Origin of the sequence: Streptomyces tropicalis (assembly GCF_029269835.1) — a bacterium.
In the GTDB taxonomy this organism is placed as follows: domain Bacteria; phylum Actinomycetota; class Actinomycetes; order Streptomycetales; family Streptomycetaceae; genus Streptomyces; species Streptomyces tropicalis.
This window is the reverse complement of record NZ_JARJBB010000002.1, coordinates 476,392-500,188: the sequence shown is the minus strand read 5'-3', so window position 1 is coordinate 500,188 and position 23,797 is coordinate 476,392. Positions and strand designations below refer to the sequence as shown.

Genomic DNA, 23,797 nt, shown 5'->3' with positions numbered 1-23,797 from the left:
GGTGATCAGTCCACCGTCACGTAGTCGGGGCCGGAGTAGCGGCCGGTGGCCAGCTTCTGGCGCTGCATGAGCAGGTCGTTCAGAAGCGAGGAGGCGCCGAAGCGGAACCAGTGGTTGTCCAGCCAGTCCTCGCCGGCGGTCTCGTTGACCAGGACCAGGAACTTGATGGCGTCCTTGCTGGTGCGGATGCCGCCGGCGGGCTTCACACCGATCTGGACGCCGGTCTGCGCCCGGAAGTCCCGCACGGCCTCCAGCATGAGGAGCGTGTTCGCCGGGGTCGCGTTGACGGCGACCTTGCCCGTCGAGGTCTTGATGAAGTCGGCGCCCGCCAGCATGCCGAGCCAGGACGCCCGGCGGATGTTGTCGTACGTCGACAGCTCGCCCGTCTCGAAGATGACCTTCAGCCGGGCGCTCGTCCCGCAGGCCTCCTTCACGGCGACGATCTCGTCGTGCACCTTCAGGTAGTGGCCCGAGAGGAACGCGCCGCGGTCGATGACCATGTCGATCTCGTCGGCACCCGCGGCCACGGCGTCGCGGACGTCGGCCAGCTTCACCTCGAGGGCGGCGCGGCCGGCCGGGAAGGCGGTGGCCACCGAGGCGACCTTCACGCCGGAGCCGGCGACGGCCTCCTTGGCGACGGCCACCATGTCCGGGTAGACGCAGACCGCGGCGGTCGTGGGGGTCGTACGGTCGGTGGGATCGGGGTGCGCCGCCTTCGCGCCGAGCGCCCGGACCTTGCCCGGGGTGTCCGCGCCTTCCAGCGTCGTCAGATCGACCATCGAGATGGCGAGGTCGATGGCGTACGCCTTCGAGGTCGTCTTGATGGAGCGGGTGCCGAGGGAGGCGGCACGCGCCTCCAGGCCGACCGCGTCGACGCCGGGCAGTCCGTGGAGGAAGCGGCGCAGCGTGCTGTCGGACGCGGTGACATCCGTCAGGGTGTGGCTGGGGGCGCCGCCCTGCGCGAGCGGAGCCGAGCGCTTGGGGGAGGGTGCAGTGCTGGGCATGGTCACCAGGCGAGCATATCTACGCGCGTAGCGGCTGTACACCCCCGGGAACCTTCTTGTCCGCGGAACCGTCCGCGGACGGATGCGCGGGGCGGTGCCCGCGGCCGTCCGCGGACGGCCCCGCGAGGACGTCCGGCCGGCGGACGCGGGGCGGACGGCCGTGCCCCGGGCCTCCGGGAAGGGGCACCGTGCGTGAACCGTCACACGGGTGTCGTGCAGAATCGGGGCCATGACGACGCCCGAGCCCGAGTCCCCCGCGCCGCAGCCGACGGCCCCCGAGTCCAGCGACCGGGTCTACCGGTCGTCCGCCGGCATCGCGGGCGGTGTCCTGCTGCTCGCGATCGTCGCCTGGCTCGGCCTCGACGCGCTCTTCACCGGCCACGGCCGCACCCCCTGGCTGGCGCTGGCCGCGATGATCCTCGCCGTGCCGCTGGTGGTCGCCTTCACCCTGCGCCCGGCCGTCCACGCCGGACCCGACCGGCTGCGCGTCCGCAACCCGTTCCGGGTGGTCGTGCTGCCCTGGGGGCAGATCGCCGTGCTGCGCTCGGGCTACACCAACGAGGCCGTCAGCAAGGCCGGGACCAAGTACCAGCTGTGGGCGCTGCCGGTGTCGCTGGGCGCCCGCAAGCGGGCGGCGCGCCGGACGGCCCGAGCCACGGCCGCGCCCCGCACCGGCGCCCCCGCCGGAGCGGCCGCCGCGCGGACCGGCCCCGAGCGCGCCCAGGCCGACCAGGCCATGGACGACCTGCGCGAGCTGCACGAGACCCGGGAGAACGCCGCCACGGCCCAGGGCGGGGTGACGGTGCGCTGGGCCTACGAGATCGTCGGCCCGGCCCTCGCCGGAGCGGTCGTCCTCGCGATCCTCCTGATCATCGGCTGACCGGCCGGCGCGGGCTGCGGCCGCGCGAGGCGCGTCGGGGAACCTGCGGACGTCCGCGTCCGCCGTTCGACTGCGGCGTCCGACGTCCCGTGCCCGGTCGGGCGAGCCGGGCACGCGGCGGCTGCCGACCGGCTGAGCTGCCGACGGTGCTGAACCGCCGGCCGCGCGGGGTGCCGGGGTGCGCCCGGGAACGCGACCGGGGCGGGGCGCCCGCCGTGCGCGGATCCTCGTGAGCAGGAGCCCGCGCCGATCGGCCCGAGAGCGCGCCCGTGCTGGTCCTCCCGGGCGCTAGTGCTGTGGCCGGAAAGGTGTGCCGGGATGCTCGCGGCGTCCGGTGCCGGGGGCACCTCCCACGCCGTTCAGGCTGTGGGGGAGCATCGCAAGGCGGAGCGTCGCCCGCGTACGGGATGTACTCGGGTGATGCGACAACGCGGCGAGGTGCCGTGCCGGGCGTCGCGAGCCGGTGAACCTTTCCGGTCACAGCACTGGCCCGTCCCGACGTCCGGGCCCCGGACCGTCGGCACGGACGGCGGCCGCTCCGTGCGCGTCGGCTGCGGACGTGACGCGGGTGCGGCCCTTCGGCGGGCGGTGGGCCGTGCCGGGCAGGTGCCTCCGCCCGGGGCGCCCCGGCGCCTCGGGCGCCCGGAGCCGGGCCGGGCCACCACGGTGGTCCGGCCCGGCTCCGGGCGCCGGTCCGGTCAGATGCCCGCCGCTGCCGACAGGTCCCGCTTGACGGACGCCAGCAGGTCGGCGGCGCGGGTGCGGGCCGCCGGGAGGTCGGCGTGGGCCGCGACCGGGACGACCACCTCCAGGTAGCACTTCAGCTTCGGCTCGGTGCCGCTCGGGCGGACGATGACGCGGGCGCCGTCGAGGGTGTAGCGCAGCCCGTCCGTCGGCGGCAGCCGGTCCGTGCCCTGCGTGAGGTCCTCGGCGCGGGTGATGGCCAGGCCCGCCAGCTCCGTCGGGGGCTGCTCGCGCAGGCGGCGCATCGCGTCGGTGATGAGCGAGAGGTCCTGCACCCGCACCGACAGCTGGTCGGTGGCGTGCAGGCCGTGTGCGACCGCGAGGTCGTCGAGCAGGTCGAGCAGGGTCCGCCCCTGCTCCTTCAGCTGCGAGGCCAGCTCCGTGATCAGCAGGGCGGCCGTGATGCCGTCCTTGTCGCGCACGCCGTCGGGGTCGACGCAGTAGCCGAGGGCCTCCTCGTAGCCGAAGCGCAGGCCGTCGACGCGGGCGATCCACTTGAAGCCGGTGAGGGTCTCCTCGTAGGGCAGGCCCGCCTTCTCCGCGATCCGGCCGAGGAGGGAGGAGGAGACGATCGACTCGGCGAACGTCCCCGTCGCGCCGCGGTCCACGAGGTGGGCGGCGAGCAGCGCGCCGACCTCGTCGCCGCGGAGCATCCGCCAGTCGGCGCCGTCGCGGACCGCCACGGCGCAGCGGTCGGCGTCCGGGTCGTTGGCGATGACCAGGTCGGGGTCGGTCGCGCGGGCCCTGGCGAAGGACAGGTCCATCGCACCGGGCTCCTCCGGGTTGGGGAAGGCCACCGTCGGGAAGTCCGGGTCGGGCTCGGCCTGTTCGGCGACGAGCTCCGGGGCGGGGAAGCCGGCCCGCTCGAAGGCGGCGAGCAGCACGTCCTTGCCGACGCCGTGCATCGCCGTGTAGACGGTACGGGCGGTGCGCGCGGAGCCGGGGGCCAGGACGGCGTCGGTGCGGGCCAGGTAGGCGTCCAGCACCGCGTCGTCGAGGATCTCCCAGCCGGACTCCGGGCGCGGGACGTCGTGCAGGCTGCGCACCGCGTCGATCCCGGCGGCGATGCCCGCGTCGGCCGGGGGCACGATCTGCGAGCCGTCGCCGAGGTAGACCTTGTAGCCGTTGTCGCGGGGCGGGTTGTGGCTGGCCGTCACCTCCACACCGGCGACCGCGCCGAGGTGCCGGATGGCGAAGGCGAGCACCGGCGTGGGCAGCGGGCGGGGCAGGACGGCGGCGCGCAGGCCCGCCCCGGTCATCACGGCGGCGGTGTCCCGGGCGAAGTCCTCGGACTTGTGGCGGGCGTCGTAGCCGATGACGACGAGGCCGTCGGCGTGGCCCTGCTGCTTCAGGTACGCGGCGAGGCCCGCGGCGGCGCGGATGACTACGGCGCGGTTCATCCGCTGCGGGCCGGCGCCGAGTTCGCCGCGCAGACCGGCGGTGCCGAACTGCAGGGTGCCGCTGAACCGTTCGGCGAGTTCCTCGACGTCCCCGGCGTCGATCAGCCCGGCGAGTTCCTCACGGGTCTCCGCGTCGGGGTCCTCGGCCAGCCACGCCTTGGCCCGTGCGATGAGGTCGTCGTGCACGTTCGGTCAGCCTCTCGTGTTGCGGTGCGGTGCGTTGCGGTGGGCGCCGGCGCGCCCGCCGGGTGACGGACGCGGGTGCGCCCGTGGGGTGGGCGGGTCCTGCGGGGCGACGGCGGGCGTACCCGCCGCTGCCGCCGCGCGGCGCCGCCCGCGGGCCGGGGCGCTCCTGCCCCGGAGCGTCCGGCGGACGGCCGGCGGCGGCCGGTGTCTCCCGGACCGTCCCCGGCGGACGACCGCCGCGGACGGAGAGGCCGCGGGCGGCGACGGCCAGGCGGCGGGCGGCAGAGGTGAGGCGCCCGGGGTCCGGCCGTCACCGGCCCGGTGGGCTCTACAGCCGGCCGAGGACCTGGGTCAGCAGCGATCCCATGCGGGTCGCGGAGTCGCGGCCCGCCTGGAGGACCTCCTCGTGGTTCAGCGGCTCGCCCGTCATGCCGGCGGCGAGGTTGGTCACCAGGGAGATGCCCAGGACCTCGGCGCCCGCCTCACGGGCGGCGATCGCCTCCAGCACGGTCGACATGCCCACGAGGTCCGCGCCGATCACGCGGGCCATGCGGATCTCGGCCGGCGTCTCGTAGTGCGGGCCGGGGAACTGGGCGTAGACGCCCTCCTCCAGCGTGGAGTCGACCTCCTTGCACAGGGCGCGCAGGCGGGGGGAGTAGAGGTCGGTCAGGTCGACGAAGTTGGCGCCGACGATCGGCGACGTCGCCGTCAGGTTGATGTGGTCGCTGATCAGGACCGGCTGGCCGGGGCGCATGCCTTCGCGCAGGCCGCCGCAGCCGTTGGTCAGGACGACGGTCTTGCAGCCGGCGGCGACGGCGGTGCGGACGCCGTGCGCGACGGCGGCGACGCCGCGGCCCTCGTAGAAGTGCGTGCGGCCGAGGAAGACCAGCGCGCGCTTGTCCCCCACGGTGTAGGAGCGGATCTTGCCTCCGTGGCCCTCGACCGCCGGCGGCGGGAACCCGGGCAGCTCGGTGACCTGGAACTCCACGTCGGGGGTGCCCAGGGCGTCGACGGCGGGCGCCCAGCCGGAGCCCATCACGAGGGCGACGTCGTGGGTCTCGGTGCCGGTGAGTTCGCGCAGGCGCGTGGCGGCGGCGTCGGCGGCGGCGTAGGGGTCGCCCTGGAGGTCGTCCGGAAGAAGAGATGCGTTCACGCGGATGAGGGTAGCCGGTCGTGGCCTACGCGCGTAGATGACAGAGGTCACGGGAATGCGATCGTTGTCTTGTCGTTTCCGACCGACCGACCGACCGACCGACCGACCGGACGCCGGGCCGGACGGACCGCGGCCCTCCGGCACCGGGCGCACCCGCCCCCTCCGGCGTCCGGGGTTCCCGGACCCCGAGGGGGCGGGACCCGGGATCGCCGCTCAGCAGGGTCGTTTGCGCAGCTCCATCACGTAGTCGTGGGGCGCGCCCGCCGACTCCGCCGCGTCCGCGATCTCGCCGAGGTACCGCGCCGACGGCAGCCCGCCCTCGTAGGCGTTGAGCACGTACGTCCACGCCGGCTCGTCGCCCTCCAGGGTGTGCACCCGCATCCGGGTGCGCCGGTAGACGCCGAGCCCGACGCCCTGCCAGCGGTCCAGGGAGTCCTCGTCCAGGGGGGCGACGTCGTAGAGCGCCACGAAGACCTGCGACCCGGGGTCCTCCACGATCGTGGCCAGCGCGCCCTCCCAGCCCATGTGCTCGCCGCCGAAGGTCAGCCGCCACCCGTCGAGCCATCCGGTCGCGCGCAGCGGCGAGTGCGGGGCGCGGCGGGTCATCAGCCGCGCGTCGAGTTGGCCGGCGTACGCGGCGTGGAGCGACATGGGTCGAGCGTACGGCAGCGGCGCACGCGTCACTCCTGTCCCGCAGGTAACGGAACGGGGCCGGCCGCGCCCCCCGGAACGGAGCACCTTGAACGGTGCGGGACAATGGAGTACGTGACTCGGATCGTGATCATCGGTGGCGGACCCGGCGGATACGAAGCGGCGCTGGTCGCCGCGCAGCTCGGCGCGGAGGTGACCGTCGTCGACTGCGACGGCCTGGGCGGTGCGTCGGTGCTGACCGACTGCGTGCCGTCCAAGACCCTCATCGCCACGGCCGAGGTGATGACCACCTTCGACTCCTCCTACGAGGAGCTGGGGATCATCGTCGCCGACGACACCCCGCCGCTGGAGCAGGCCGCCCGGGTCGTCGGCGTGGACCTCGGCAAGGTCAACCGCCGGGTGAAGCGGCTCGCCCTCGCCCAGTCGCACGACATCACCGCCTCGGTGACGCGGGCCGGCGCCCGGGTCATGCGCGGCCGCGGCCGCCTGGAGGGCATGCAGGGCCTGGACGGCTCCCGCAAGGTCGTCGTCACCGCCGCCGACGGCACCGAGGAGACCCTCACCGCGGACGCCGTGCTGCTCGCCACCGGCGGCCACCCCCGCGAGCTGGCCGACGCCCGGCCCGACGGCGAGCGCATCCTCAACTGGACCCAGGTCTACGACCTCGACGAGCTGCCCGAAGAGCTGATCGTGGTCGGCTCCGGCGTCACCGGCGCCGAGTTCGCGGGCGCCTACCAGGCCCTCGGCTCCAAGGTCACCCTCGTCTCCTCCCGCGACCGCGTGCTCCCGGGCGAGGACCCGGACGCCGCCGCCGTGCTGGAGGACGTCTTCCGCCGCCGCGGCATGAACGTCATGGCCCGCTCGCGCGCCCAGTCGGCCAAGCGGGTCGGCGACCGCGTCGAGGTGACGCTCGCCGACGGCCGGGTCATCAGCGGCTCGCACTGCCTGATGGCCGTCGGCGCCGTCCCCAACAGCGCCGGGCTGGGCCTGGAGGAGGCCGGCGTCAAGGTGCGCGAGTCCGGTCACATCGGGACCGACCGGGTCTCCCGCACGACCGCTCCGGGCGTCTACGCGGCGGGCGACGTGACCGGCGTCTTCGCCCTGGCCTCCGTCGCCGCCATGCAGGGCCGCATCGCCATGTACCACTTCCTGGGCGACGCGGTGGCCCCGCTGAACCTGAAGACGGTCTCGTCGAACGTCTTCACCGACCCCGAGATCGCCACCGTCGGGTACACCCAGGCCGACGTCGACGCCGGCAAGATCGACGCCCGCTGCGTCAAGCTCCCGCTGCTGCGCAACCCGCGCGCCAAGATGCAGGGCATCCGGGACGGCTTCGTCAAGATCTTCTGCCGGCCGGGCACGGGCATCGTCGTGGGCGGTGTCGTCGTGGCGCCGCGCGCCTCGGAACTCATCCACCCCATCTCGATCGCCGTCGACAACAATCTGACGGTCGAACAGATCGCGAACGCGTTCACCGTGTACCCCTCTCTTTCGGGGTCGATCGCGGAGGTCGCCCGGCAGCTCCACACCCGCAAGGCGGGACTGGAGGCCTGACGGCCGGTTCCGGCTCCTCCCTGGTCACGGGGAGTCGCCGACCGTGCGTACGGCATAGGCGGCGGGACTAGGCTCCTATACCACTCACCGCCATGCCGTGCGAACAACTTCTGCTATTCGGCGCAAACTGCTGAAAGCAGACGGTCGCTGGGGTTACTGTCAGTTTCGTGTTCGCTGCTGAACGTCGCCAATTGATCCTCGAAATGGTGCGAGCGAACGGTGCGGTGTCGCTCCGTGAACTCGCCCGCGTCGTCCAGACCTCCGAAGTGACCGTACGGCGGGACGTGCGCGCGCTGGAGGCAGAAGGACTCCTCGACCGCCGGCACGGCGGTGCGGTACTGCCGGGCGGGTTCACCCGGGAGTCCGGATTCCCGCAGAAATCCCATCTCGCCACCGCGGAGAAGACGGCCATCGCCGACCTCGCCGCGGGCCTCGTCGAAGAGGGCGAGGCGATCGTCGTCGGAGCGGGGACGACGACGCAGGAGCTGGCGCGCCGGCTCGCCCGGGTCCCCGGGCTGACGGTCGTCACCAACTCCCTGCTGGTCGCCCAGGCGCTGGCCCACGCCAACCGGGTCGAGGTCGTGATGACCGGCGGCACCCTGCGCGGGTCCAACTACGCCCTCGTCGGCTCCGGTGCCGAGCAGTCGCTCCAGGGGCTCCGGGTCTCCCGGGCCTTCCTCTCGGGGAGCGGTCTGACCGCCGAGCGCGGCCTGTCCACGTCCAACATGCTCTCGTCGTCCGTCGACCGGGCGCTGGTGCAGGCCGCCGCGGAGGTCGTGGTCCTCGCCGACCACACCAAGCTCGGGACGGACACCATGTTCCAGACCGTGCCGACCGACCTGATCACCCGTCTGGTGACGGACGAGCCCCCGGTGCACGACGACCGCGCGGCCACCGAGCTCCAGGCCCTGGCCGACCAGGGCGTGCAGATCGCGGTGGCCGGTGCCTCGGGCGGTGCGGGGGGTGAGCAGCCTCCGTCCCGCGACCGTCGCCGGGACGTGCCGCTGCCCGGCCCCCGCCGCGGACAGGTTCCCGGAGCGAGCCTCCGCTCGGCCCTGGGTGGCGAGCAGGCACCGGGGGCGGAGCGGGCACGCGTGGCGGACCTGCGCCGGCGCTGACCGGCCGGGACCGGCACCCGCGGGACGGGTGCGCCCTTCAGGCACCGGCCAGGTGTGTGCCTGCGGAGCGCCGCGGACGGCGGGGCGTACGAACCACGGACGGACCCGGGGACGACCCGTGGCGCCGCGCGGACGGCGGGGCGCACATACGGCGGGGCGCCCGCCGGACCGTGTGTCTGGTCCGCCGGGCGCCCCGGAAAGCCGTTCGGCTCAGTCCTTGATCTCGCAGATCGCGGCGCCGGACGTGATGGAGGCGCCGACCCCCGCGTTGAGGCCCTTGATGGTGCCGGACTTGTGCGCGTTGAGCGGCTGCTCCATCTTCATGGCCTCCAGGACGACGACCAGGTCGCCTTCCTTGACCTCCTGGCCCTCCTCCACGGCCACCTTAACGATGGTGCCCTGCATCGGCGAGGCGAGCGTGTCGCCGGAGGCCACGGGGCCGGACTTGCGGGCCGCGCGGCGCTTGGGCTTGGCGCCGGCCGCGAGACCGGTGCGGGCCAGCGACATGCCCAGGGAGTTGGGCAGCGAGACCTCGAGCCGCTTGCCGCCGACCTCGACCACGACCGTCTCGCGGCCCGACTCCTCGTCGGCCTCGGCGTCCGCGGGAGCGGAGAAGGCCGGGATGTCGTTGACGAACTCGGTCTCGATCCAGCGGGTGTGGACTGTGAACGGGTCGGCGGAGTCCTGCAGCTCCGGCGCGAAGGCCGGGTCGGCGACCACCTTGCGGTGGAACGGGATCGCGGTGGCCATGCCCTCGACCTGGAACTCCTCCAGGGCGCGGGCGGCCCGCTCCAGGGCCTCCCTGCGGGTGCGGCCGGTCACGATCAGCTTGGCGAGCAGGGAGTCCCAGGCCGGGCCGATGACCGAGCCGGACTCCACGCCCGCGTCCAGACGCACGCCCGGACCGGACGGCGGGGCGAACAGGGTGACGGTGCCGGGCGCCGGCAGGAAGTTGCGGCCCGGGTCCTCGCCGTTGATGCGGAACTCGAACGAGTGGCCGCGCAGCGCCGGGTCGTCGTAGCCGAGCTCCTCGCCGTCGGCGATGCGGAACATCTCGCGCACCAGGTCGATGCCGGCGACCTCCTCCGTCACCGGGTGCTCGACCTGGAGGCGGGTGTTGACCTCCAGGAAGGAGATCGTGCCGTCCTGGCCCACGAGGAACTCGCAGGTGCCGGCGCCCTCGTAGTGGGCCTCCTTCAGGATGGCCTTCGAGGCGCGGTAGAGCTCGGCGACCTGCTCGTCGGACAGGAACGGCGCGGGCGCCTCCTCGACGAGCTTCTGGTGCCGGCGCTGCAGCGAGCAGTCACGGGTGGACACGACGACCACGTTGCCGTGCTTGTCCGCCAGGCACTGGGTCTCCACGTGCCGCGGGCGGTCCAGGTAGCGCTCGACGAAGCACTCGCCGCGGCCGAACGCGGCCACCGCCTCGCGGACCGCCGAGTCGTAGAGCTCGGGGACCTCTTCGAGGGTGCGGGCGACCTTCAGGCCGCGGCCGCCGCCGCCGAAGGCGGCCTTGATGGCGATGGGCAGGCCGTGCTCCTCGGCGAACGCGACCACCTCGTCGGCGCCGCTCACCGGGTCGGGCGTGCCCGCGACCAGCGGCGCGCCGGCGCGCTGGGCGATGTGGCGGGCGGCGACCTTGTCGCCGAGGTCGCGGATGGCCTGCGGGGGCGGCCCGATCCAGATCAGGTCCGCGTCCAGGACCGCCTGCGCGAACTCGGCGTTCTCCGAGAGGAAGCCGTACCCGGGGTGGACCGCGTCGGCCCCGGCCTCCCGCGCGGCCTTCAGTACCTTGTCGATGTCCAGGTAACTGGTGGCCGGAGTGTCACCGCCCAGCGCGAACGCCTCATCCGCGGCGCGGACATGCAGAGCGTCCCGGTCCGGGTCGGCGTAGACGGCCACGCTCGCGATCCCGGCGTCCCGGCAGGCCCGGGCCACGCGGACAGCGATTTCGCCACGGTTGGCGATGAGCACCTTGCGCACGATTGAGGCTCCCTCCTTGAAACAAGCCGAGTTTAGGGACTGCCGACACGGCACTTCGACCCGTCCCCAATGGTGAGCTTGCCCACACGGAGCGTGACTCGAGGCGCGCTCGACCGGGGAAATCCCTAGTGACATCGCTGTACGCAGGACTCCTGCGGGAAACCCTAGCCCTCCGATGTGGTCAAGGTCTCTGTGCGAGCGTGCCGCGGCCCACTTCGTTTCTTTGTGGAGTCCCTACGAATGGCCCAATGATTCTTTGCTCCTGCCCGGCCTCTTGTCCCGCGCTTTGACCTCGCCCGGACCCTTCCCGAGTGGGGGGGACCCCCCTGTACGGTTCGCGGTGTCTCGAACGTACCTGGGGTAACAGGCGCTCGCGCGGGTCTCCGCGGGGCGGCAGTCGGAAGTGGGTGGGACCGGTGGTGCGCAGACCGGTGGCGGGAATCGTGGCGGTCGTGCTGTTCGTGGAGGCCTTCGGCGTGGCCGCGCTGAACTGGTTCCTCGGGGTGGTCGTGGACCACCAGAAGATGTCCTTGGCCGGCCTGGACCCGGACATGATGTCGACGTCGTCGAAGGCCGGCGGGATCGCATTCGGTCTCTACTTCGCCGTCTGCGGGGTGGTGGCGCTGCTGGTGGCCGTGCGGGGCCGCAGGCCGGCCGGTCTCGGCCGCATCCTGCTGATCAGCGCGGCCGTGGTGCACGGCCTGCTCGGCGCGTTCGCGTGGGGCCTGGTGGGCCCGAGCGCGTTCCTGTACATGGTGGTGGTGCTCGGGCTCATCGTGCTGCTCCTGATGACCCACGACGGCGAGGAGGCCCCGGTCGGGGCCGCCCCCGGCGGCGGTCCGCGGGGCGAGGGCGGCCGTGCCGCCCCCGGCGTGCCGCCGGCGGAGCCCAGCGCCTCCTGACCGCCCCCGCGCCGCCCCGGCCGGCCCGGCCCGCACAGGGCCCGGGCCGGTCAGGGCGCCGGCGGCGCCCACAACCCGGTGATCGGGACGCCCAGTTCGGCCAGGAGGCGCCGGATCAGGGGCAGGCTGATGCCGATGACGTTGCCGTGGTCGCCCTCGATGCCGTCGATGAACGGCGCCGAGCGGCCGTCGAGCGTGAAGGCGCCGGCGACGTGGAGGGGCTCGCCCGAGGCCACGTAGGCGGCGATCTCCTCGTCCGTCGGCTCGCCGAAGAGGACCACTGTCGAGGCGGTGGCGGAGACGTACCGCTTGCCGGTCGTGTCCCACACGCAGTGCCCGGTCTGGAGCGTCCCGGCCCGGCCGCGCATCGCCTTCCAGCGGGCCGTGGCCTCCTCGGCGTCGGCGGGCTTGCCCAGGGCGCGGCCGTCGAGGTCGAGCACCGAGTCGCAGCCGATCACCAGGGCGCCCTGGACCTCGGGCCGGGCGGCCACGACGGAGGCCTTCGCCTCGGCGAGCGCGAGCGCCAGTTCGGCGGGCGTGGGGGCCGTGATCGCGTCCTCGTCGACGCCGCTCACGATCACCTCGGGATCGAGCCCGGCCTGCCGGAGCAGCCCGAGCCGGGCGGGGGACTGGGAGGCGAGCACGAGGCGGCGGCGCGGCTGATCTGTCATGCGGTCAGCGTACGGGGCGCGGGCCGCGCGCAGCAGGTGTCCCGGAAGGCGCCCGGCGGCCCCTCGCGGTCCGGTCAGCGCAGGCCGATCACGATCATCGTGAGCACCATGGCCAGCGCCATGAGAACGCCGAGCCGCCGCAACATCTCCTGCATCTCCCGCAGTTCCTCGGGCGGTTCGTTCTCGGGGTCGGACCACAGCATGCCTTCGATCGTCCGGCGGCGGCCGTCCCGGGCGCCTGAGTACGCGTACTCAACTTCCCGGCCCGCCGCGTCCCGAATAAACGGTACTGTGATCCCGTTAACGCGACGAGAGGAAGTGCCCCGTGCCCGCCACCGCCCCGGCGACCCCTGCGGTCCCCGCCCGCCCCGACCGCACGGCCGGTCCGGCCCGCTCCTGGACCACCGCCTGGACCGCCGCGCCGCAGCTCCCCAGCGAGGGCTTCACCCCCAACTGGTCCCGGGAGGGCTTCTGGCGCCAGACCCTGCGCCAGCCGGTCCGCCTGACGGCGGGCGGCGGCCGGGTGCGCGTCCGCCTGTCGCACGCCTACGGCACCTCGCCGCTGCGCATCGAGGGCGCCACGGTCGCCCGCGCGGCCGCGGCCCCCGCCGTGGAGCCCGGCTCCACCCGCCGCCTCACCTTCGGCGGCGCCGCCCACGCCGCGATACCGGCCCGCGGCGAGCTCGTCAGCGACGCCGTCGACCTCGCGACGGCCGCCGGGGACACCCTGTCGGTCACGCTGCACTTCGAGGCGGCCACCGGACCCGCCACCTTCCACGCCCAGGCCTACACCACCAGCCACCGGGGCGAGGGGGACCTGCTGGACGACGTCGACGGCGCCGGATTCGACGCCGCCTCCGCGTCCTGGTACCTGCTCACGGCCGTCGAGACCGACGCCGGCCGCGCCGACGGCATCGCGCTGTTCGGCGACTCCCTCACCGACGGCTTCGGCTCCACCCCGGGCGCCGACCGCCGCTGGGGCGACGCACTCGCCCGGCGCACCGGTCGCCCGGTCCTCAACGCCGGCATCGGCGGGAACCTGCTGCTCAACGACTCCGCCTGGTACGGCGAGAGGGGCCTGAACCGCCTCGCGCGGGACGTCCTCGCCCACCCCGGCACGGACACACTCGTGGTGCTGCTCGGCCTCAACGACATCGGCTTCAGCGAGACCGCCGACCAGCCGACCTACCGTCCGGCCCCCGTCCTGGGGACCGCGGAACTCGTCGCGGGGCACGGCGCGTTGGTACGGCAGGCCCGCCGCGCCGGGCTGCGGGTCGTCGGCGCCACGCTGCTGCCGTTCGCCGGCTCGGACCACTGGGGCGCCCGCGCGGCGCGCACCGGCCGCGAACTCAACGCGTGGATCAGGTGCTCGGGCACCTACGACGCGGTGGCCGACCTGCACCGCGCCCTGGCCGGCCCGGCGGACCCGGACCGGCTGCACCCGGCGTACGACTCCGGCGACCACCTGCACCCGAACGACGCCGGGTACGAGGTGATGGCCGAAGCCGTCGCCGCGGTGCTGTGACTCAGCTCGGCCAGCAGGACCGCGCCCACGCCGTCGGACCCGGATGCGGGGTCCGGCGGCCGGCGAGGAGGGCCGGGTCCGCCCAGGAGTCGCGTGGTGCGGGCGCGCCGGACGGCGTGGCGGCCGCCGCCGCGGCGCGCGCCCGGACCACCGCCAGAGCGGCGGCCAGCTCCTCCGGGGTCGGATTGCCCCGTACGACCTTGATCGTCATGTCGGCTCCCAGCGGGACTAGAGGGGGATGTTGCCGTGCTTCTTCGGAGGCAGGGATTCCCGCTTGGTGCGCAGCTGACGCAGGCCGCGCACGATGTGGGCACGGGTGTCGGACGGCATGATCACCGCGTCGACGTACCCGCGCTCCGCCGCGATGTAGGGGTTGAGGAGGGCGTCCTCGTACTCCCGCATCAGGCGCGCCCGGGTCGCCTCCGGGTCCTCGGACTCGGCGATGGTGCGGCGGTGCAGGATGTTGACCGCGCCCTGCGCGCCCATGACGGCGATCTGGGCGGTCGGCCAGGCCAGGTTGAGGTCGGCGCCCAGGTGCTTGGAACCCATGACGTCGTACGCCCCGCCGAACGCCTTGCGGGTGATCACCGTGATCAGCGGGACGGTCGCCTCGGCGTAGGCGTAGATCAGCTTGGCGCCGCGCCGGATGATGCCGGTGTGCTCCTGGTCGACGCCCGGCAGGAAGCCCGGCACGTCGACGAAGGTGATCACGGGCACGTTGAACGCGTCGCAGGTGCGCACGAACCGCGCCGCCTTCTCGCTCGCGTCGATGTCCAGGCAGCCGGCGAACTGCATCGGCTGGTTGGCCACGATGCCGACGGGCCGGCCCTCCACCCGGCCGAAGCCGGTGAGGATGTTCGGCGCGAACAGCGGCTGCGTCTCGAGGAACTCGGCGTCGTCGAGCACGTGCTCGATCACCGTGTGCATGTCGTACGGCTGGTTCGCGCTGTCCGGGACGAGCGTGTCCAGCTCCAGGTCCTCGTCGGTGGCGGTCAGGTCCGCCTCCTCCGGGAACGCCGGGGGCTCGCTGAGGTTGTTGGACGGCAGGTACGACAGCAGCTGCTTGACGTACTCGATCGCGTCCTTCTCGTCGCCCGCCATGTGGTGGGCCACGCCCGACGCGGAGTTGTGGGTGCGCGCCCCGCCCAGCTCCTCGAAGCCGACGTCCTCACCGGTGACCGTCTTGATGACGTCCGGGCCGGTGATGAACATGTGCGAGGTCTGGTCGACCATGACCGTGAAGTCGGTGATGGCGGGCGAGTACACCGCACCGCCCGCACAGGGCCCGACGACCAGCGAGATCTGCGGGACGACGCCCGACGCGTGCGTGTTGCGGCGGAAGATCTCGCCGTACGCGCCGAGGGAGGCGACACCCTCCTGGATCCGGGCGCCGCCGGAGTCGTTGATCCCGACGACCGGGCAGCCGGTCTTCAGGGCGAAGTCCATCACCTTGACGATCTTCTGCCCGTAGACCTCGCCGAGGGCGCCGCCGAACACGGTGAAGTCCTGCGAGAAGACCGCGACCGGACGCCCGTCCACAGTCCCGTAGCCCGTGACGACGCCGTCACCGTACGGGCGGTTCTGCTCCAGCCCGAAGTTGGTGGAACGGTGCCGGGCGAACTCGTCCAGCTCCACGAAGGAGCCCTCGTCGAGGAGCAGCTCGATGCGCTCACGGGCCGTCAGCTTGCCCTTGGCGTGCTGCTTTTCGACGGCGCGTTCCGAGCCGGCGTGCGTCGCCTCCTGGATACGGCGGTGCAGATCCGCGAGTTTCCCCGCGGTCGTGTGAAGGTCGATCTCTTCCGGCTCGGACATCGGGATCGCGGCTCCCTGCCTGCTCAAAAGGGGGGACGGTTACTCATCCGTAGAGTAGTGCTGGGCTCCGCGATCGGCAGTGCGGCGTTGGCCACACCTAGGGTGGCTTGCATGACGCCGCGAGATGCATCAGACGACAGCAGCAGCCGGTGGTCCGATCTGGACCGGCCTCCCCTCAACGCCACGGCACTGCGCAGGGGCCTGGTGCGCGAGGGCGGGCTGTGGTCCGAGGTGGAGGTGGTGCCGTGCACCGGATCCACCAACGCGGACCTGGCCGCCCGGGCGGCCGCGGGCCCGGTCGCCGAGGGCGCGGTGCTCGTCGCCGAGGAGCAGACGGCCGGGCGCGGGCGGCTGGACCGCCGCTGGACGGCGCCCGCCCGCTCCGGCCTGTTCTTCTCCGTGCTGCTCAGGCCCGCCGAGGTGCCCGTGGCCCGCTGGGGCTGGCTCCCGCTGCTCACCGGCGTCGCGGCGGCGACCGGGCTGTCCCGCGCGGCCGGCGTCGACACGGCCCTGAAGTGGCCGAACGACGTCCTGGTCACCGTCGGGGACGAGGAGCGCAAGGCGGGCGGCATCCTCGCGGAGCGGGCCGGCGAGGACGCCGTGGTCATCGGCCTGGGTGTCAACGTCACCCTGCGCGCGGACGAGCTGCCCGTGCCGCAGGCCGGCTCCCTCGCGCTGGCCGGCGCCGCCGTCACCGACCGCGACACCCTGCTCCGCGCGGTGCTGCGCTCGCTGGAGGACTGGTACGGGCGGTGGCGGACGGCAGGCGGCGACGCCGCCGCGAGCGGGCTGCTGGAGGCGTACGCGGCGGGCTGCGCCACGCTCGGCCGCACCGTGCGCGCCGAACTTCCCGGCGGCCGCTCCCTGGTCGGGGAGGCCGTCGCGGTCGACGGCGACGGCCGTCTGGTCCTCGCCACGGCGCAGGGAGTGCAGGAGCCGGTGGGCGCGGGCGACATCGTCCACCTACGGCCGGCCTGAGACGGGACGTCCACGGGGGCGGGTGTGGCGGCGGTGGGCTTGCGGCGCGGGGTGAGCGGTGCGCGGGACGGGCGCGGCGTACGCCGAGGGTGCGCGCGGTGGGCGTGTGACGGTGTGACGCCGGGGCGGAGGAGCGTGCGGGAGCGGACGGTGTGCGGCGCGGTGGCGCGGGCGGCGACACGCGCCGGGGGCGTGCGGTACCGGCCGCCCCGCCCGGCGGCTCCCCTCGCGGAGTGAGCTGGCGCACACCTGCCGTAGAGTTGAGGCCGGTCGATACCTGACCGCGGCAGATCGGAAGGGCAACAGGCGTGACCGTCGACGACACGGGCTCCGGCGCGGACGGGGACGGCCGGGAGGACCCCCCTCCGCCGGCGGCCTCCGGCGAGGAGGACGACCCCTCCGCCACCGACACCGGCGAGGACCCGCTCGCGCTGCGCCTGGAAGGCCTCATCCTGGGCGCCGAGCGCCGCTACACCCCCTTTCAGGCCGCCCGCAGCGCCGGCGTCTCCATGGAGCTCGCGTCCCGCTTCTGGCGGGCCATGGGTTTCGCCGACATAGGGCAGGCCAAGGCACTGACGGAGGCCGACGTCCTCGCCCTGCGCCGCCTGGCCGGTCTCGTCGAGGCGGGACTGCTCAGCGAGGCCATGGCCGTGCAGGTCGCCCGCTCCACCGGCCAGACCACCGCCCGACTGGCCGAGTGGCAGATCGACTCCTTCCTGGAGGGTCTGACCGAGCCGCCCGAGCCGGGGATGACCCGCACCGAGGTGACGTACCCGCTGGTCGAGCTGCTGCTCCCGGAGCTGGAGGAGTTCCTCGTCTACGTCTGGCGCCGCCAGCTGGCCGCCGCGACCGGCCGGGTCGTCCAGGCCGCCGACGACGAGGAGATGGTCGACCGGCGCCTGGCCGTCGGCTTCGCCGACCTCGTGGGCTTCACCCGGCTGACCCGCCGGATGGAGGAGGAGGAGCTCGGCGAGCTCGTCGAGGCCTTCGAGACGACCGCCGCCGACCTGGTCGCCGCGCGCGGCGGCCGGCTCATCAAGACCCTCGGCGACGAGGTGCTCTACGCCGCCGACGACGCGGGCACCGCCGCCGACATCGCCCTGCGGCTGGTGGAGACCATGGCGCACGACGAGACGATGCCGGAGCTGCGCGTCGGCATGGCCTTCGGCACGGTGACCACGCGCATGGGCGACGTCTTCGGCACCACGGTGAACCTGGCCTCCCGGCTCACCTCGATAGCGCCCCGGGACGCCGTCCTCGTGGACAGCGCCTTCGCCGAGGAGCTGATCCGCACCGGGGAGGCCCCGGCCTCCGAGGCGGAGGCCGCCGAGGCCGCGGCCGCCGCGGAGAAGGAGGGCGAGGAGCCCCCGGAGTACCGCTTCGGACTCCAGCCGATGTGGCAGCGCCCGGTGCGCGGCCTCGGCGTCGTCGAGCCGTGGCTCCTCGCCCGGCGCGAGGAGGGCACGAGCGGGCGGTCCTAGTCGGGCGTCCGGCGTTCCGTAGGCCCGCGTCCCGTAGGCCCGCGTCCCGCGTCCCTCGGGTCCTGCGGCCAGGCGGTCCGGTGGCCCGGCCTCCGGGCGGTCGGGTGCTCCGGCGGTTGGGCACGTTCGCGGTCCGGTGTGCCAGTGGTCCGGCGGTTGGGCACCTCTGTGGTCCGGGAGCCCCAGGGCCGGGCAGCCCCGGTGGGCGCGTGGCTCGGTGGTCGCGTGGCTGGGCGACACGATGGTGACGCGCCCGGGGGTCCGGCGGTTTCGACGGCTCGGCGGTCCGCGGCTCGGCAGCCCGGCCGCGGGGAGTGCGGGGACGGGCCCGACGTGGCGTCGGCCCGGTGGGACGACGCCGCAGGGCCTGACCGGTGGGCGGGTGCCGTCTATCCCGCCTTCGTGGACACGCACAGGCCGATGATCGGGACGCACAGGCCCGGCGGCGTCGGCTCCGGGCCCGGCGTGGTCCGGCTCGGTGCGGGATCCGGTGCCGGTCGCGGCGCGGTGGTGCCGTCCGCGGCCGCGGACCCCGCATCGGGTGCGGTCGTGCCGGGCGCTGCAGTGCCGGTGCCGGTGTGTGACGTGGGCTCGGCTTCCGTCGCCACGCCTGCGGTCCTGGGACTGGCGCCGTCCGGTGGTCTGCGGGGCGGGACGGTGGACCTGTCCGCCGTCCCGGCCCCGGCGTCGCGCGTCCCGGCCCCGGTGTCGCGCGGGGCTTCGCGGGGCACCGCGACACCGGAACCGGCGGGGGGCTTCGGCACGGCCGCCGTCCCCGCGTCAGCCGTCTCGGCGGCCGCGTCGCCCTGCGTCCCGGGAGGCGCCGCGGCGCACGGTCCCGTCGCCGCGGTTTCCGCGTCGGGCCCGGGTCCACGGACCGCTGCGGTGCCGGTGCCGGTGAGGGATCTCGGCGTCAACGCCGCCCCCGTGCCTGCCGCTGCCGTCCCCACCGACCCGGCGGCTGCTCCGCTCTGCGGGCTGCGGGGCGGGGCAACGCCGGAGCCGAAGGCCCCCGTGGCTCGGCCGGTCGCCTCCGCCTTCCCGGCGCCCTGCGGACCCCGCTTCGCCGCGGCGCGCACCGCGGCCACCGCCTCGGCCGCCGAGGCGCCCGGCGACCTCCGCACCGCCGCGCCGCCGGCGCCACCCACGGACCGCCGCACGGCCGCCGCGCCCGCGCCGCCCCCCAGGCTCCGTACCGCCGCAACGCCGCCGCCGTGCGGCGCTCGGGCCGCCGCGCGCTCGGCCGACGTCTCCGCGCACAGGGCCGTGCCCCAAGCCTCCGCGGCCGGCGCCGTGCCCGAAGCCTCCGCATCCCCCGAAGGGCCTCCGCCCGCCGACGGGCCGACGCCTGCCGGCCGACCCGCCCCCGTCGACGCGCCCGTGCTCGCCCCCGCCCCCGCGGCACCCCCCTCCGGCGCCCGGCCTGCCGACGCCGGAGATGCCGTGCTCCCCGGCGCGCACCCCGCGCCCCCCGGCGCCGCCGTGGCCCTGAGGCCCGCCGTCATGGCCCGCGCGCCGGGGGCGGACGTGTCCTCCCGGCGCGGGCCGGGCGTCCGTGCCCTGGTCGTGTCCGTCGTCATTGCGATCCCTCCCCGATGCGCTCGCGCCCCCCGCTGCGCCATGGCGGACGCACGTTATGCGTTCCTGGGGCGGTTCGCCGGGAGTAGGGCGGGATGTCACTCGAACGGGTAAACGGGCGGTGTTGCGCACCAGGTGGCCGCGGGACGGTCGCCCGGGTGGTGTCGGGCCTTTCCCCGCGCGGGCGCTCCTGCGATGATCGGAGCGGACGTTGTTAACCCGCGTTAACCGGGAGGGTGTCATGAGCGAGGAACGGTTCGGGGAGTTCGTGGGGGTGCGGCGGCACGGGTACGTCGCGGAGCTCGTCCTCGACCGGCCCAAGGCCATGAACGCCGTGTCGACCGGGATGGCCCGTTCGATCGCCGCGGCCTGCGCCGCGCTCGCCGCCGACCGCGACGCGCGCGTGGTGGTCCTGACCTCGTCGCACGAGCGGGCCTTCTGCGTCGGCGCCGATCTGAAGGAGCGCAACTCCTTCAGCGACGCCGACCTGGTCCGGCAGCGCCCGGTCGCGCGCGGTGCGTACACCGGCGTGCTGGAGCTGCCGATGCCGACGATCGCCGCGGTGCACGGCTTCGCGCTGGGCGGCGGGTTCGAGCTGGCGCTGTCGTGCGACGTGATCGTGGCCGACCCGACGGCCGTGGTCGGCCTGCCCGAGGTGTCCGTCGGCGTGATCCCCGGCGGTGGCGGCACGCAGTTGCTGCCGCGGCGGGTCGGCGCGGCCCGGGCGGCCGAGCTGATCTTCACCGCCCGGCGTCTGGAGGCGGCGGAGGCGCACGGCCTCGGGCTCGTGGACGTCCTGGCCGCTGCGGGCCGGGACCGCGAGGAGGCGCTGGAGCTGGCCGCCCGGATGGCGGCGAACTCGCCGGTCGGCCTGCGGGCGGCCAAGCGTGCGCTGCGGCTCGGGCACGGGCTCGACCTGCGCGCCGGCCTGGAGGTCGAGGACGCGGCCTGGCGCAGCGTGGCCTTCTCCGGCGACCGCCGGGAGGGCGTGGCGGCGTTCAACGAGAAGCGTCCCGCCCAGTGGCCGGGGGAGTAGCGGAGGGCGCCGCGCGGCCGCCGGTCACGTGACGGGGGCGGCCGCGCACTCCGAAAGCCGCACTGATGTCCCTCATCGGGTAAAAAGTCCCTAACCTGGGGTAATGGGCGAGAACAGGCGGCTGGCGGCCGTCGTGGCGTTGGCGCAGGGCATGGCCGCGGCGCACGACCCGCAGGGGTCCTGGCGCGCGGCGGCGCTCGGCGCGTGCCGGGCGCTGGACGGGAGCTTCGCCGCGCTCTCGGTGTGGGAGCGCGAGCGGGGCCGGCTGCGGGTCCTGGTGAACGTGGGGGAGCGGTCGCCGCAGGAGCAGGAGTTCCCCGAGGACGAGACCTACCCCGTGCACCAGTTCCCGGAGATCACCGAGTTCCTGCACGAGCGGTGGGTCACGGGCGGTGAGCCCAACGCCTGGGTGGAGACGGCCGGCGGTCCCGCCCGGGGCGCGGCCGGATACTGCCAGCAGCGGGTCGCGGCCCTGCGCCGGCGCGGGCGCGGATCCTGCGTGGTCGCGCCGATCGTGCTGCACGGACGCGCCTGGGGCGAGCTCTACGTGGCCCGCTCGGCGGGCGCGCCGGTCTTCCGCCGGGCCGACGCCGACTTCGCCACGGTGCTGGCCGCCGTGGTGGCGGCCGGGATCGCCCAGACCGAACAGCTGGAGGAGGCCCGCCGGCTGGCCTTCACCGACCCGCTGACCGGGCTCGCCAACCGCCGCGCGGTGGATCTGCGGCTGGACGAGGCGATCGAGCGGCACCGCCGTCAGGGGGCGGTGGTCAGCCTCGTCGTCTGCGATCTCAACGGCCTGAAGCGGGTCAACGACACCCTCGGCCACGCCGTCGGGGACCGCCTGCTGGAGCGTTTCGGGTCCGTGCTGTCGCTGTGCGGGGCGATGGTGCCCGGGGCCCTCGCGGCCCGGCTCGGCGGGGACGAGTTCTGCCTGCTCGCCGAGGGTGCGGCCGCCGACGAGGTGGTGAAGGCGGCCGACGAGCTGTGCCGGCGGGCGGCGGAGCTGGAGCTGGGGGACGGGGTCGCCTGCGGTGTCGCCTCGACCGAGGACGAGGTCGGGACGGTGGCCTCCGCCCGCAGGCTGTTCCGGCTCGCCGACGCGGCCCAGTACCGGGCGAAGGCGCTGCGCGCCGACCGCCCGGTGGTGGCGGGGCGGGACGGCCCCGACGACCCCGTGGTCCGCCTCGCCGACGAGCCGTCCCCGCGCACCCCGGCGGACCGGCGCCGCTTCCGCGGCCGCCGCGGATGACGGGACCGGCGACGGGGGCCCGGCCGGCCCCGCCCCCGGCCCGGCCCCGCGCGGTCGGCCCGGCCCGCCCCTCGCGTGCCGCCCCGCGCCCCCTCGTACGCTCCCCTGTGACGTACCTCCGAGTAAGGGGCGCTCCCGGTCCCCACTAGTGACATCAAGGCATTCACTGCGTACGCTCCTGAATATGGATATGCACACTGTGGTGGTGGGGACGTCCGGGGTCACCGCGTCCGACGTCCTTGCCGTGGCGCGCGGCGGCGCGCGGGTCGAGCTCTCCGGGGAGGCGGTGGCGGCCCTCGCGGCGGCCCGGGAGATCGTCGAGGCCCTGGCGGCCAAGCCCGATCCCGTCTACGGCGTCAGCACCGGCTTCGGCGCGCTCGCGACCCGGCACATCAGCCAGGAGCTCCGTGCCCAGCTGCAGCGCAACATCGTCCGCTCGCACGCCGCCGGCCTGGGCCCGCGGGTCGAGCGCGAGGTGGTCCGCGCGCTGATGTTCCTGCGGCTGAAGACCGTCTGCTCGGGCCGCACCGGCGTCCGCCCCGAGGTCGCGCAGACCATGGCCGACGTCCTGAACGCCGGGATCACCCCGGTCGTGCACGAGTACGGCTCCCTCGGCTGCTCCGGCGACCTCGCCCCGCTGTCGCACTGCGCCCTGACACTGATGGGGGAGGGCGACGCCGAGGGCCCCGACGGGACCGTCCGGCCCGCCGCCGAACTCCTCGCCGCCCACGGCATCGCCCCGGTCGAGCTGCGCGAGAAGGAGGGCCTCGCCCTGCTCAACGGCACCGACGGCATGCTCGGCATGCTCGTCATGGCCCTCGCCGACCTGGACACCCTCTACAAGTCCGCCGACGTCACCGCCGCCCTCAGCCTGGAGGCGCTGCTCGGCACGGACAAGGTGCTCGCCCCCGAGCTGCACGCCATCCGCCCGCACCCCGGCCAGGGCGCCTCGGCCGCCAACATGCTCGCCGTGCTCAAGGACTCCGGCCTCACCGGGCACCACCAGGACGACGCCCCCCGCGTCCAGGACGCCTACTCCGTGCGCTGCGCCCCGCAGGTCGCCGGGGCCGGCCGGGACACGCTCGCGCACGCCCGGCTGGTCGCGGAGCGGGAGCTGGCCTCCGCCGTGGACAACCCGGTGGTGCTGCCCGACGGCCGGGTGGAGTCCAACGGCAACTTCCACGGCGCCCCGGTCGCCTACGTCCTGGACTTCCTCGCCATCGCCGCCGCCGACCTCGGCTCCATCGCCGAACGGCGCACCGACCGGCTGCTCGACAAGAACCGCAGCCACGGCCTGCCGCCGTTCCTCGCCGACGACGCGGGCGTCGACTCGGGCCTGATGATCGCCCAGTACACGCAGGCCGCCCTGGTCTCGGAGCTGAAGCGGCTCGCGGTGCCCGCCTCCGCGGACTCCATCCCGTCCTCCGCCATGCAGGAGGACCACGTGTCCATGGGCTGGTCGGCGGCGCGCAAGCTGCGCACCGTGGTCGACAACCTCGCCCGCGTCCTCGCGATCGAGCTGTACGCCGCCACGCGCGCCGTCGAGCTGCGCGAGGGGCTGGCCCCGGCCCCGGCCAGCCGGGCGGTCATCGACGCCGCCCGTGCGGCGGGGGTGCGCGGAGCGGGCCCGGACCGGTTCCTGGCGCCCGACCTCGCCGCGGCGGACGCCTTCGTGCGGGAGGGGCGGCTCGTCACGGCCGCGGAGACCGTCACCGGCCCGCTGCTCTGATCCGGCCGCCCTGCGCGCCGGGCTGACGGACCGTGACCCGCGGTCCGGCCCGGCGCGCGGGCCCCGGCGGACCGGCCGAGCCGTGCGCCCCTGGGGCGGAGCGGTCAAGTGGAGTGAGGGGCTGCCGACTTCGGCGGCCCCGCCCGGCGTCCCGCGGCGGCCT

19 protein-coding genes are annotated in these 23,797 nt (G+C 74.9%); 10 read left to right on the top strand and 9 right to left on the bottom strand.

Going from position 1 to position 23,797, the window contains the following annotated elements; all coding sequences use genetic code 11:
• Positions 1–5: 5 nt before the first annotated feature.
• Positions 6–1,004, bottom strand: coding sequence for a deoxyribose-phosphate aldolase (gene deoC, locus P3H78_RS06210; RefSeq protein WP_276107859.1), 999 nt, complete (start codon positions 1,002–1,004; stop codon positions 6–8).
• 229 nt (positions 1,005–1,233) lie between these two features.
• On the opposite strand from deoC, the gene P3H78_RS06205 reads away from it, so the two are divergent.
• The gene (locus P3H78_RS06205; protein ID WP_276107759.1) at positions 1,234–1,884 is read left to right on the top strand and encodes a PH domain-containing protein; all 651 of its coding nucleotides are present in this window, start codon (positions 1,234–1,236) and stop codon (positions 1,882–1,884) included.
• A 698-nt stretch (positions 1,885–2,582) separates the two neighbouring features.
• Here the strand turns inward: P3H78_RS06205 and P3H78_RS06200 are convergent.
• From P3H78_RS06200 to P3H78_RS06190, 3 genes are all read right to left on the bottom strand, one after another.
• The gene (locus tag P3H78_RS06200; RefSeq protein WP_276107758.1) at positions 2,583–4,214 is read right to left on the bottom strand and encodes a phospho-sugar mutase; all 1,632 of its coding nucleotides are present in this window, start codon (positions 4,212–4,214) and stop codon (positions 2,583–2,585) included.
• 328 nt (positions 4,215–4,542) lie between these two features.
• A complete protein-coding gene (locus tag P3H78_RS06195; RefSeq protein ID WP_276107757.1) occupies positions 4,543–5,367 on the bottom strand; it encodes a purine-nucleoside phosphorylase in 825 nt (274 codons plus the stop codon).
• A gap of 213 nt (positions 5,368–5,580) precedes the next feature.
• Positions 5,581–6,018, bottom strand: coding sequence for a gamma-glutamylcyclotransferase family protein (locus P3H78_RS06190; RefSeq protein WP_276107756.1), 438 nt, complete (start codon positions 6,016–6,018; stop codon positions 5,581–5,583).
• A gap of 105 nt (positions 6,019–6,123) precedes the next feature.
• Here P3H78_RS06190 and P3H78_RS06185 point away from each other — a divergent pair, with 105 nt between their 5' ends.
• Both P3H78_RS06185 and P3H78_RS06180 read left to right on the top strand, forming a co-directional pair.
• Positions 6,124–7,572, top strand: coding sequence for an NAD(P)H-quinone dehydrogenase (locus tag P3H78_RS06185; protein ID WP_276107755.1), 1,449 nt, complete (start codon positions 6,124–6,126; stop codon positions 7,570–7,572).
• Positions 7,573–7,739: 167 nt separating this feature from the next.
• Positions 7,740–8,690, top strand: a complete 951-nt coding sequence (locus P3H78_RS06180; protein ID WP_276107754.1) for a DeoR/GlpR family DNA-binding transcription regulator — start codon at positions 7,740–7,742, stop codon at positions 8,688–8,690.
• A gap of 210 nt (positions 8,691–8,900) precedes the next feature.
• Here P3H78_RS06180 and P3H78_RS06175 read toward each other — a convergent pair whose 3' ends face one another.
• Positions 8,901–10,673, bottom strand: a complete 1,773-nt coding sequence (locus P3H78_RS06175) for an acetyl/propionyl/methylcrotonyl-CoA carboxylase subunit alpha (RefSeq protein WP_276107753.1) — start codon at positions 10,671–10,673, stop codon at positions 8,901–8,903.
• 407 nt (positions 10,674–11,080) lie between these two features.
• Here P3H78_RS06175 and P3H78_RS06170 point away from each other — a divergent pair, with 407 nt between their 5' ends.
• Positions 11,081–11,575, top strand: coding sequence for a hypothetical protein (locus P3H78_RS06170; RefSeq protein WP_276107752.1), 495 nt, complete (start codon positions 11,081–11,083; stop codon positions 11,573–11,575).
• A 50-nt stretch (positions 11,576–11,625) separates the two neighbouring features.
• Here P3H78_RS06170 and P3H78_RS06165 read toward each other — a convergent pair whose 3' ends face one another.
• Positions 11,626–12,246, bottom strand: a complete 621-nt coding sequence (locus P3H78_RS06165; protein ID WP_276107751.1) for a Maf family protein — start codon at positions 12,244–12,246, stop codon at positions 11,626–11,628.
• Positions 12,247–12,320: 74 nt separating this feature from the next.
• The gene (gene mmpB / locus P3H78_RS06160; RefSeq protein ID WP_276107750.1) at positions 12,321–12,449 is read right to left on the bottom strand and encodes a morphogenic membrane protein MmpB; all 129 of its coding nucleotides are present in this window, start codon (positions 12,447–12,449) and stop codon (positions 12,321–12,323) included.
• 122 nt (positions 12,450–12,571) lie between these two features.
• Between mmpB and P3H78_RS06155 the strand changes: the two genes are divergently transcribed.
• The gene (locus P3H78_RS06155) at positions 12,572–13,771 is read left to right on the top strand and encodes an SGNH/GDSL hydrolase family protein (protein WP_276107749.1); all 1,200 of its coding nucleotides are present in this window, start codon (positions 12,572–12,574) and stop codon (positions 13,769–13,771) included.
• 1 nt (position 13,772) lies between these two features.
• Here the strand turns inward: P3H78_RS06155 and P3H78_RS06150 are convergent, their stop codons facing one another.
• Both P3H78_RS06150 and P3H78_RS06145 read right to left on the bottom strand, forming a co-directional pair.
• Positions 13,773–13,982: an acyl-CoA carboxylase epsilon subunit gene (locus P3H78_RS06150; protein WP_276107748.1), complete on the bottom strand. Its 210-nt coding sequence runs from the start codon at positions 13,980–13,982 to the stop codon at positions 13,773–13,775.
• Between the two features lie 17 nt (positions 13,983–13,999).
• Positions 14,000–15,583, bottom strand: coding sequence for an acyl-CoA carboxylase subunit beta (locus tag P3H78_RS06145; RefSeq protein ID WP_276107747.1), 1,584 nt, complete (start codon positions 15,581–15,583; stop codon positions 14,000–14,002).
• 111 nt (positions 15,584–15,694) lie between these two features.
• Between P3H78_RS06145 and P3H78_RS06140 the strand changes: the two genes are divergently transcribed.
• The 5 genes from P3H78_RS06140 (at position 15,695) to hutH (ending at position 23,634) form a co-directional block, all read left to right on the top strand.
• The gene (locus tag P3H78_RS06140; RefSeq protein ID WP_276107746.1) at positions 15,695–16,561 is read left to right on the top strand and encodes a biotin--[acetyl-CoA-carboxylase] ligase; all 867 of its coding nucleotides are present in this window, start codon (positions 15,695–15,697) and stop codon (positions 16,559–16,561) included.
• A 308-nt stretch (positions 16,562–16,869) separates the two neighbouring features.
• Positions 16,870–18,042: an adenylate/guanylate cyclase domain-containing protein gene (locus tag P3H78_RS06135; protein ID WP_276107745.1), complete on the top strand. Its 1,173-nt coding sequence runs from the start codon at positions 16,870–16,872 to the stop codon at positions 18,040–18,042.
• Positions 18,043–19,861: 1,819 nt separating this feature from the next.
• Positions 19,862–20,656 (top strand): enoyl-CoA hydratase/isomerase family protein, encoded by a 795-nt coding sequence (locus P3H78_RS06130; RefSeq protein WP_276107744.1) that lies wholly within the window; start codon positions 19,862–19,864, stop codon positions 20,654–20,656.
• A gap of 103 nt (positions 20,657–20,759) precedes the next feature.
• Positions 20,760–21,905 carry a GGDEF domain-containing protein gene (locus P3H78_RS06125; RefSeq protein WP_276107743.1) on the top strand — a complete coding sequence of 382 codons (1,146 nt, stop codon included), beginning with the start codon at positions 20,760–20,762 and terminating at the stop codon, positions 21,903–21,905.
• A 190-nt stretch (positions 21,906–22,095) separates the two neighbouring features.
• Positions 22,096–23,634: a histidine ammonia-lyase gene (hutH, locus tag P3H78_RS06120; RefSeq protein ID WP_276107858.1), complete on the top strand. Its 1,539-nt coding sequence runs from the start codon at positions 22,096–22,098 to the stop codon at positions 23,632–23,634.
• Positions 23,635–23,797 lie beyond the last annotated feature (163 nt).

Bases quoted from the DNA above. Each gene is read 5' to 3' on its own strand.
- P3H78_RS06140 (WP_276107746.1), top strand. From the start codon at position 15,695: ATGACGCCGCGAGATGCATCAGACGACAGCAGCAGCCGGTGGTCCGAT.
- P3H78_RS06150 (WP_276107748.1), bottom strand. From the start codon at position 13,982: ATGACGATCAAGGTCGTACGGGGCAATCCGACCCCGGAGGAGCTGGCC.
- P3H78_RS06190 (WP_276107756.1), bottom strand. From the start codon at position 6,018: ATGTCGCTCCACGCCGCGTACGCCGGCCAACTCGACGCGCGGCTGATG.
- mmpB (WP_276107750.1), bottom strand. From the start codon at position 12,449: ATGCTGTGGTCCGACCCCGAGAACGAACCGCCCGAGGAACTGCGGGAG.
- hutH (WP_276107858.1), top strand. From the start codon at position 22,096: ATGCACACTGTGGTGGTGGGGACGTCCGGGGTCACCGCGTCCGACGTC.
- P3H78_RS06165 (WP_276107751.1), bottom strand. From the start codon at position 12,246: ATGACAGATCAGCCGCGCCGCCGCCTCGTGCTCGCCTCCCAGTCCCCC.
- P3H78_RS06145 (WP_276107747.1), bottom strand. From the start codon at position 15,583: ATGTCCGAGCCGGAAGAGATCGACCTTCACACGACCGCGGGGAAACTC.
- P3H78_RS06125 (WP_276107743.1), top strand. From the start codon at position 20,760: ATGGGCGAGAACAGGCGGCTGGCGGCCGTCGTGGCGTTGGCGCAGGGC.
- deoC (WP_276107859.1), bottom strand. From the start codon at position 1,004: ATGCCCAGCACTGCACCCTCCCCCAAGCGCTCGGCTCCGCTCGCGCAG.
- P3H78_RS06205 (WP_276107759.1), top strand. From the start codon at position 1,234: ATGACGACGCCCGAGCCCGAGTCCCCCGCGCCGCAGCCGACGGCCCCC.
- P3H78_RS06130 (WP_276107744.1), top strand. From the start codon at position 19,862: ATGAGCGAGGAACGGTTCGGGGAGTTCGTGGGGGTGCGGCGGCACGGG.
- P3H78_RS06185 (WP_276107755.1), top strand. From the start codon at position 6,124: ATGGAGTACGTGACTCGGATCGTGATCATCGGTGGCGGACCCGGCGGA.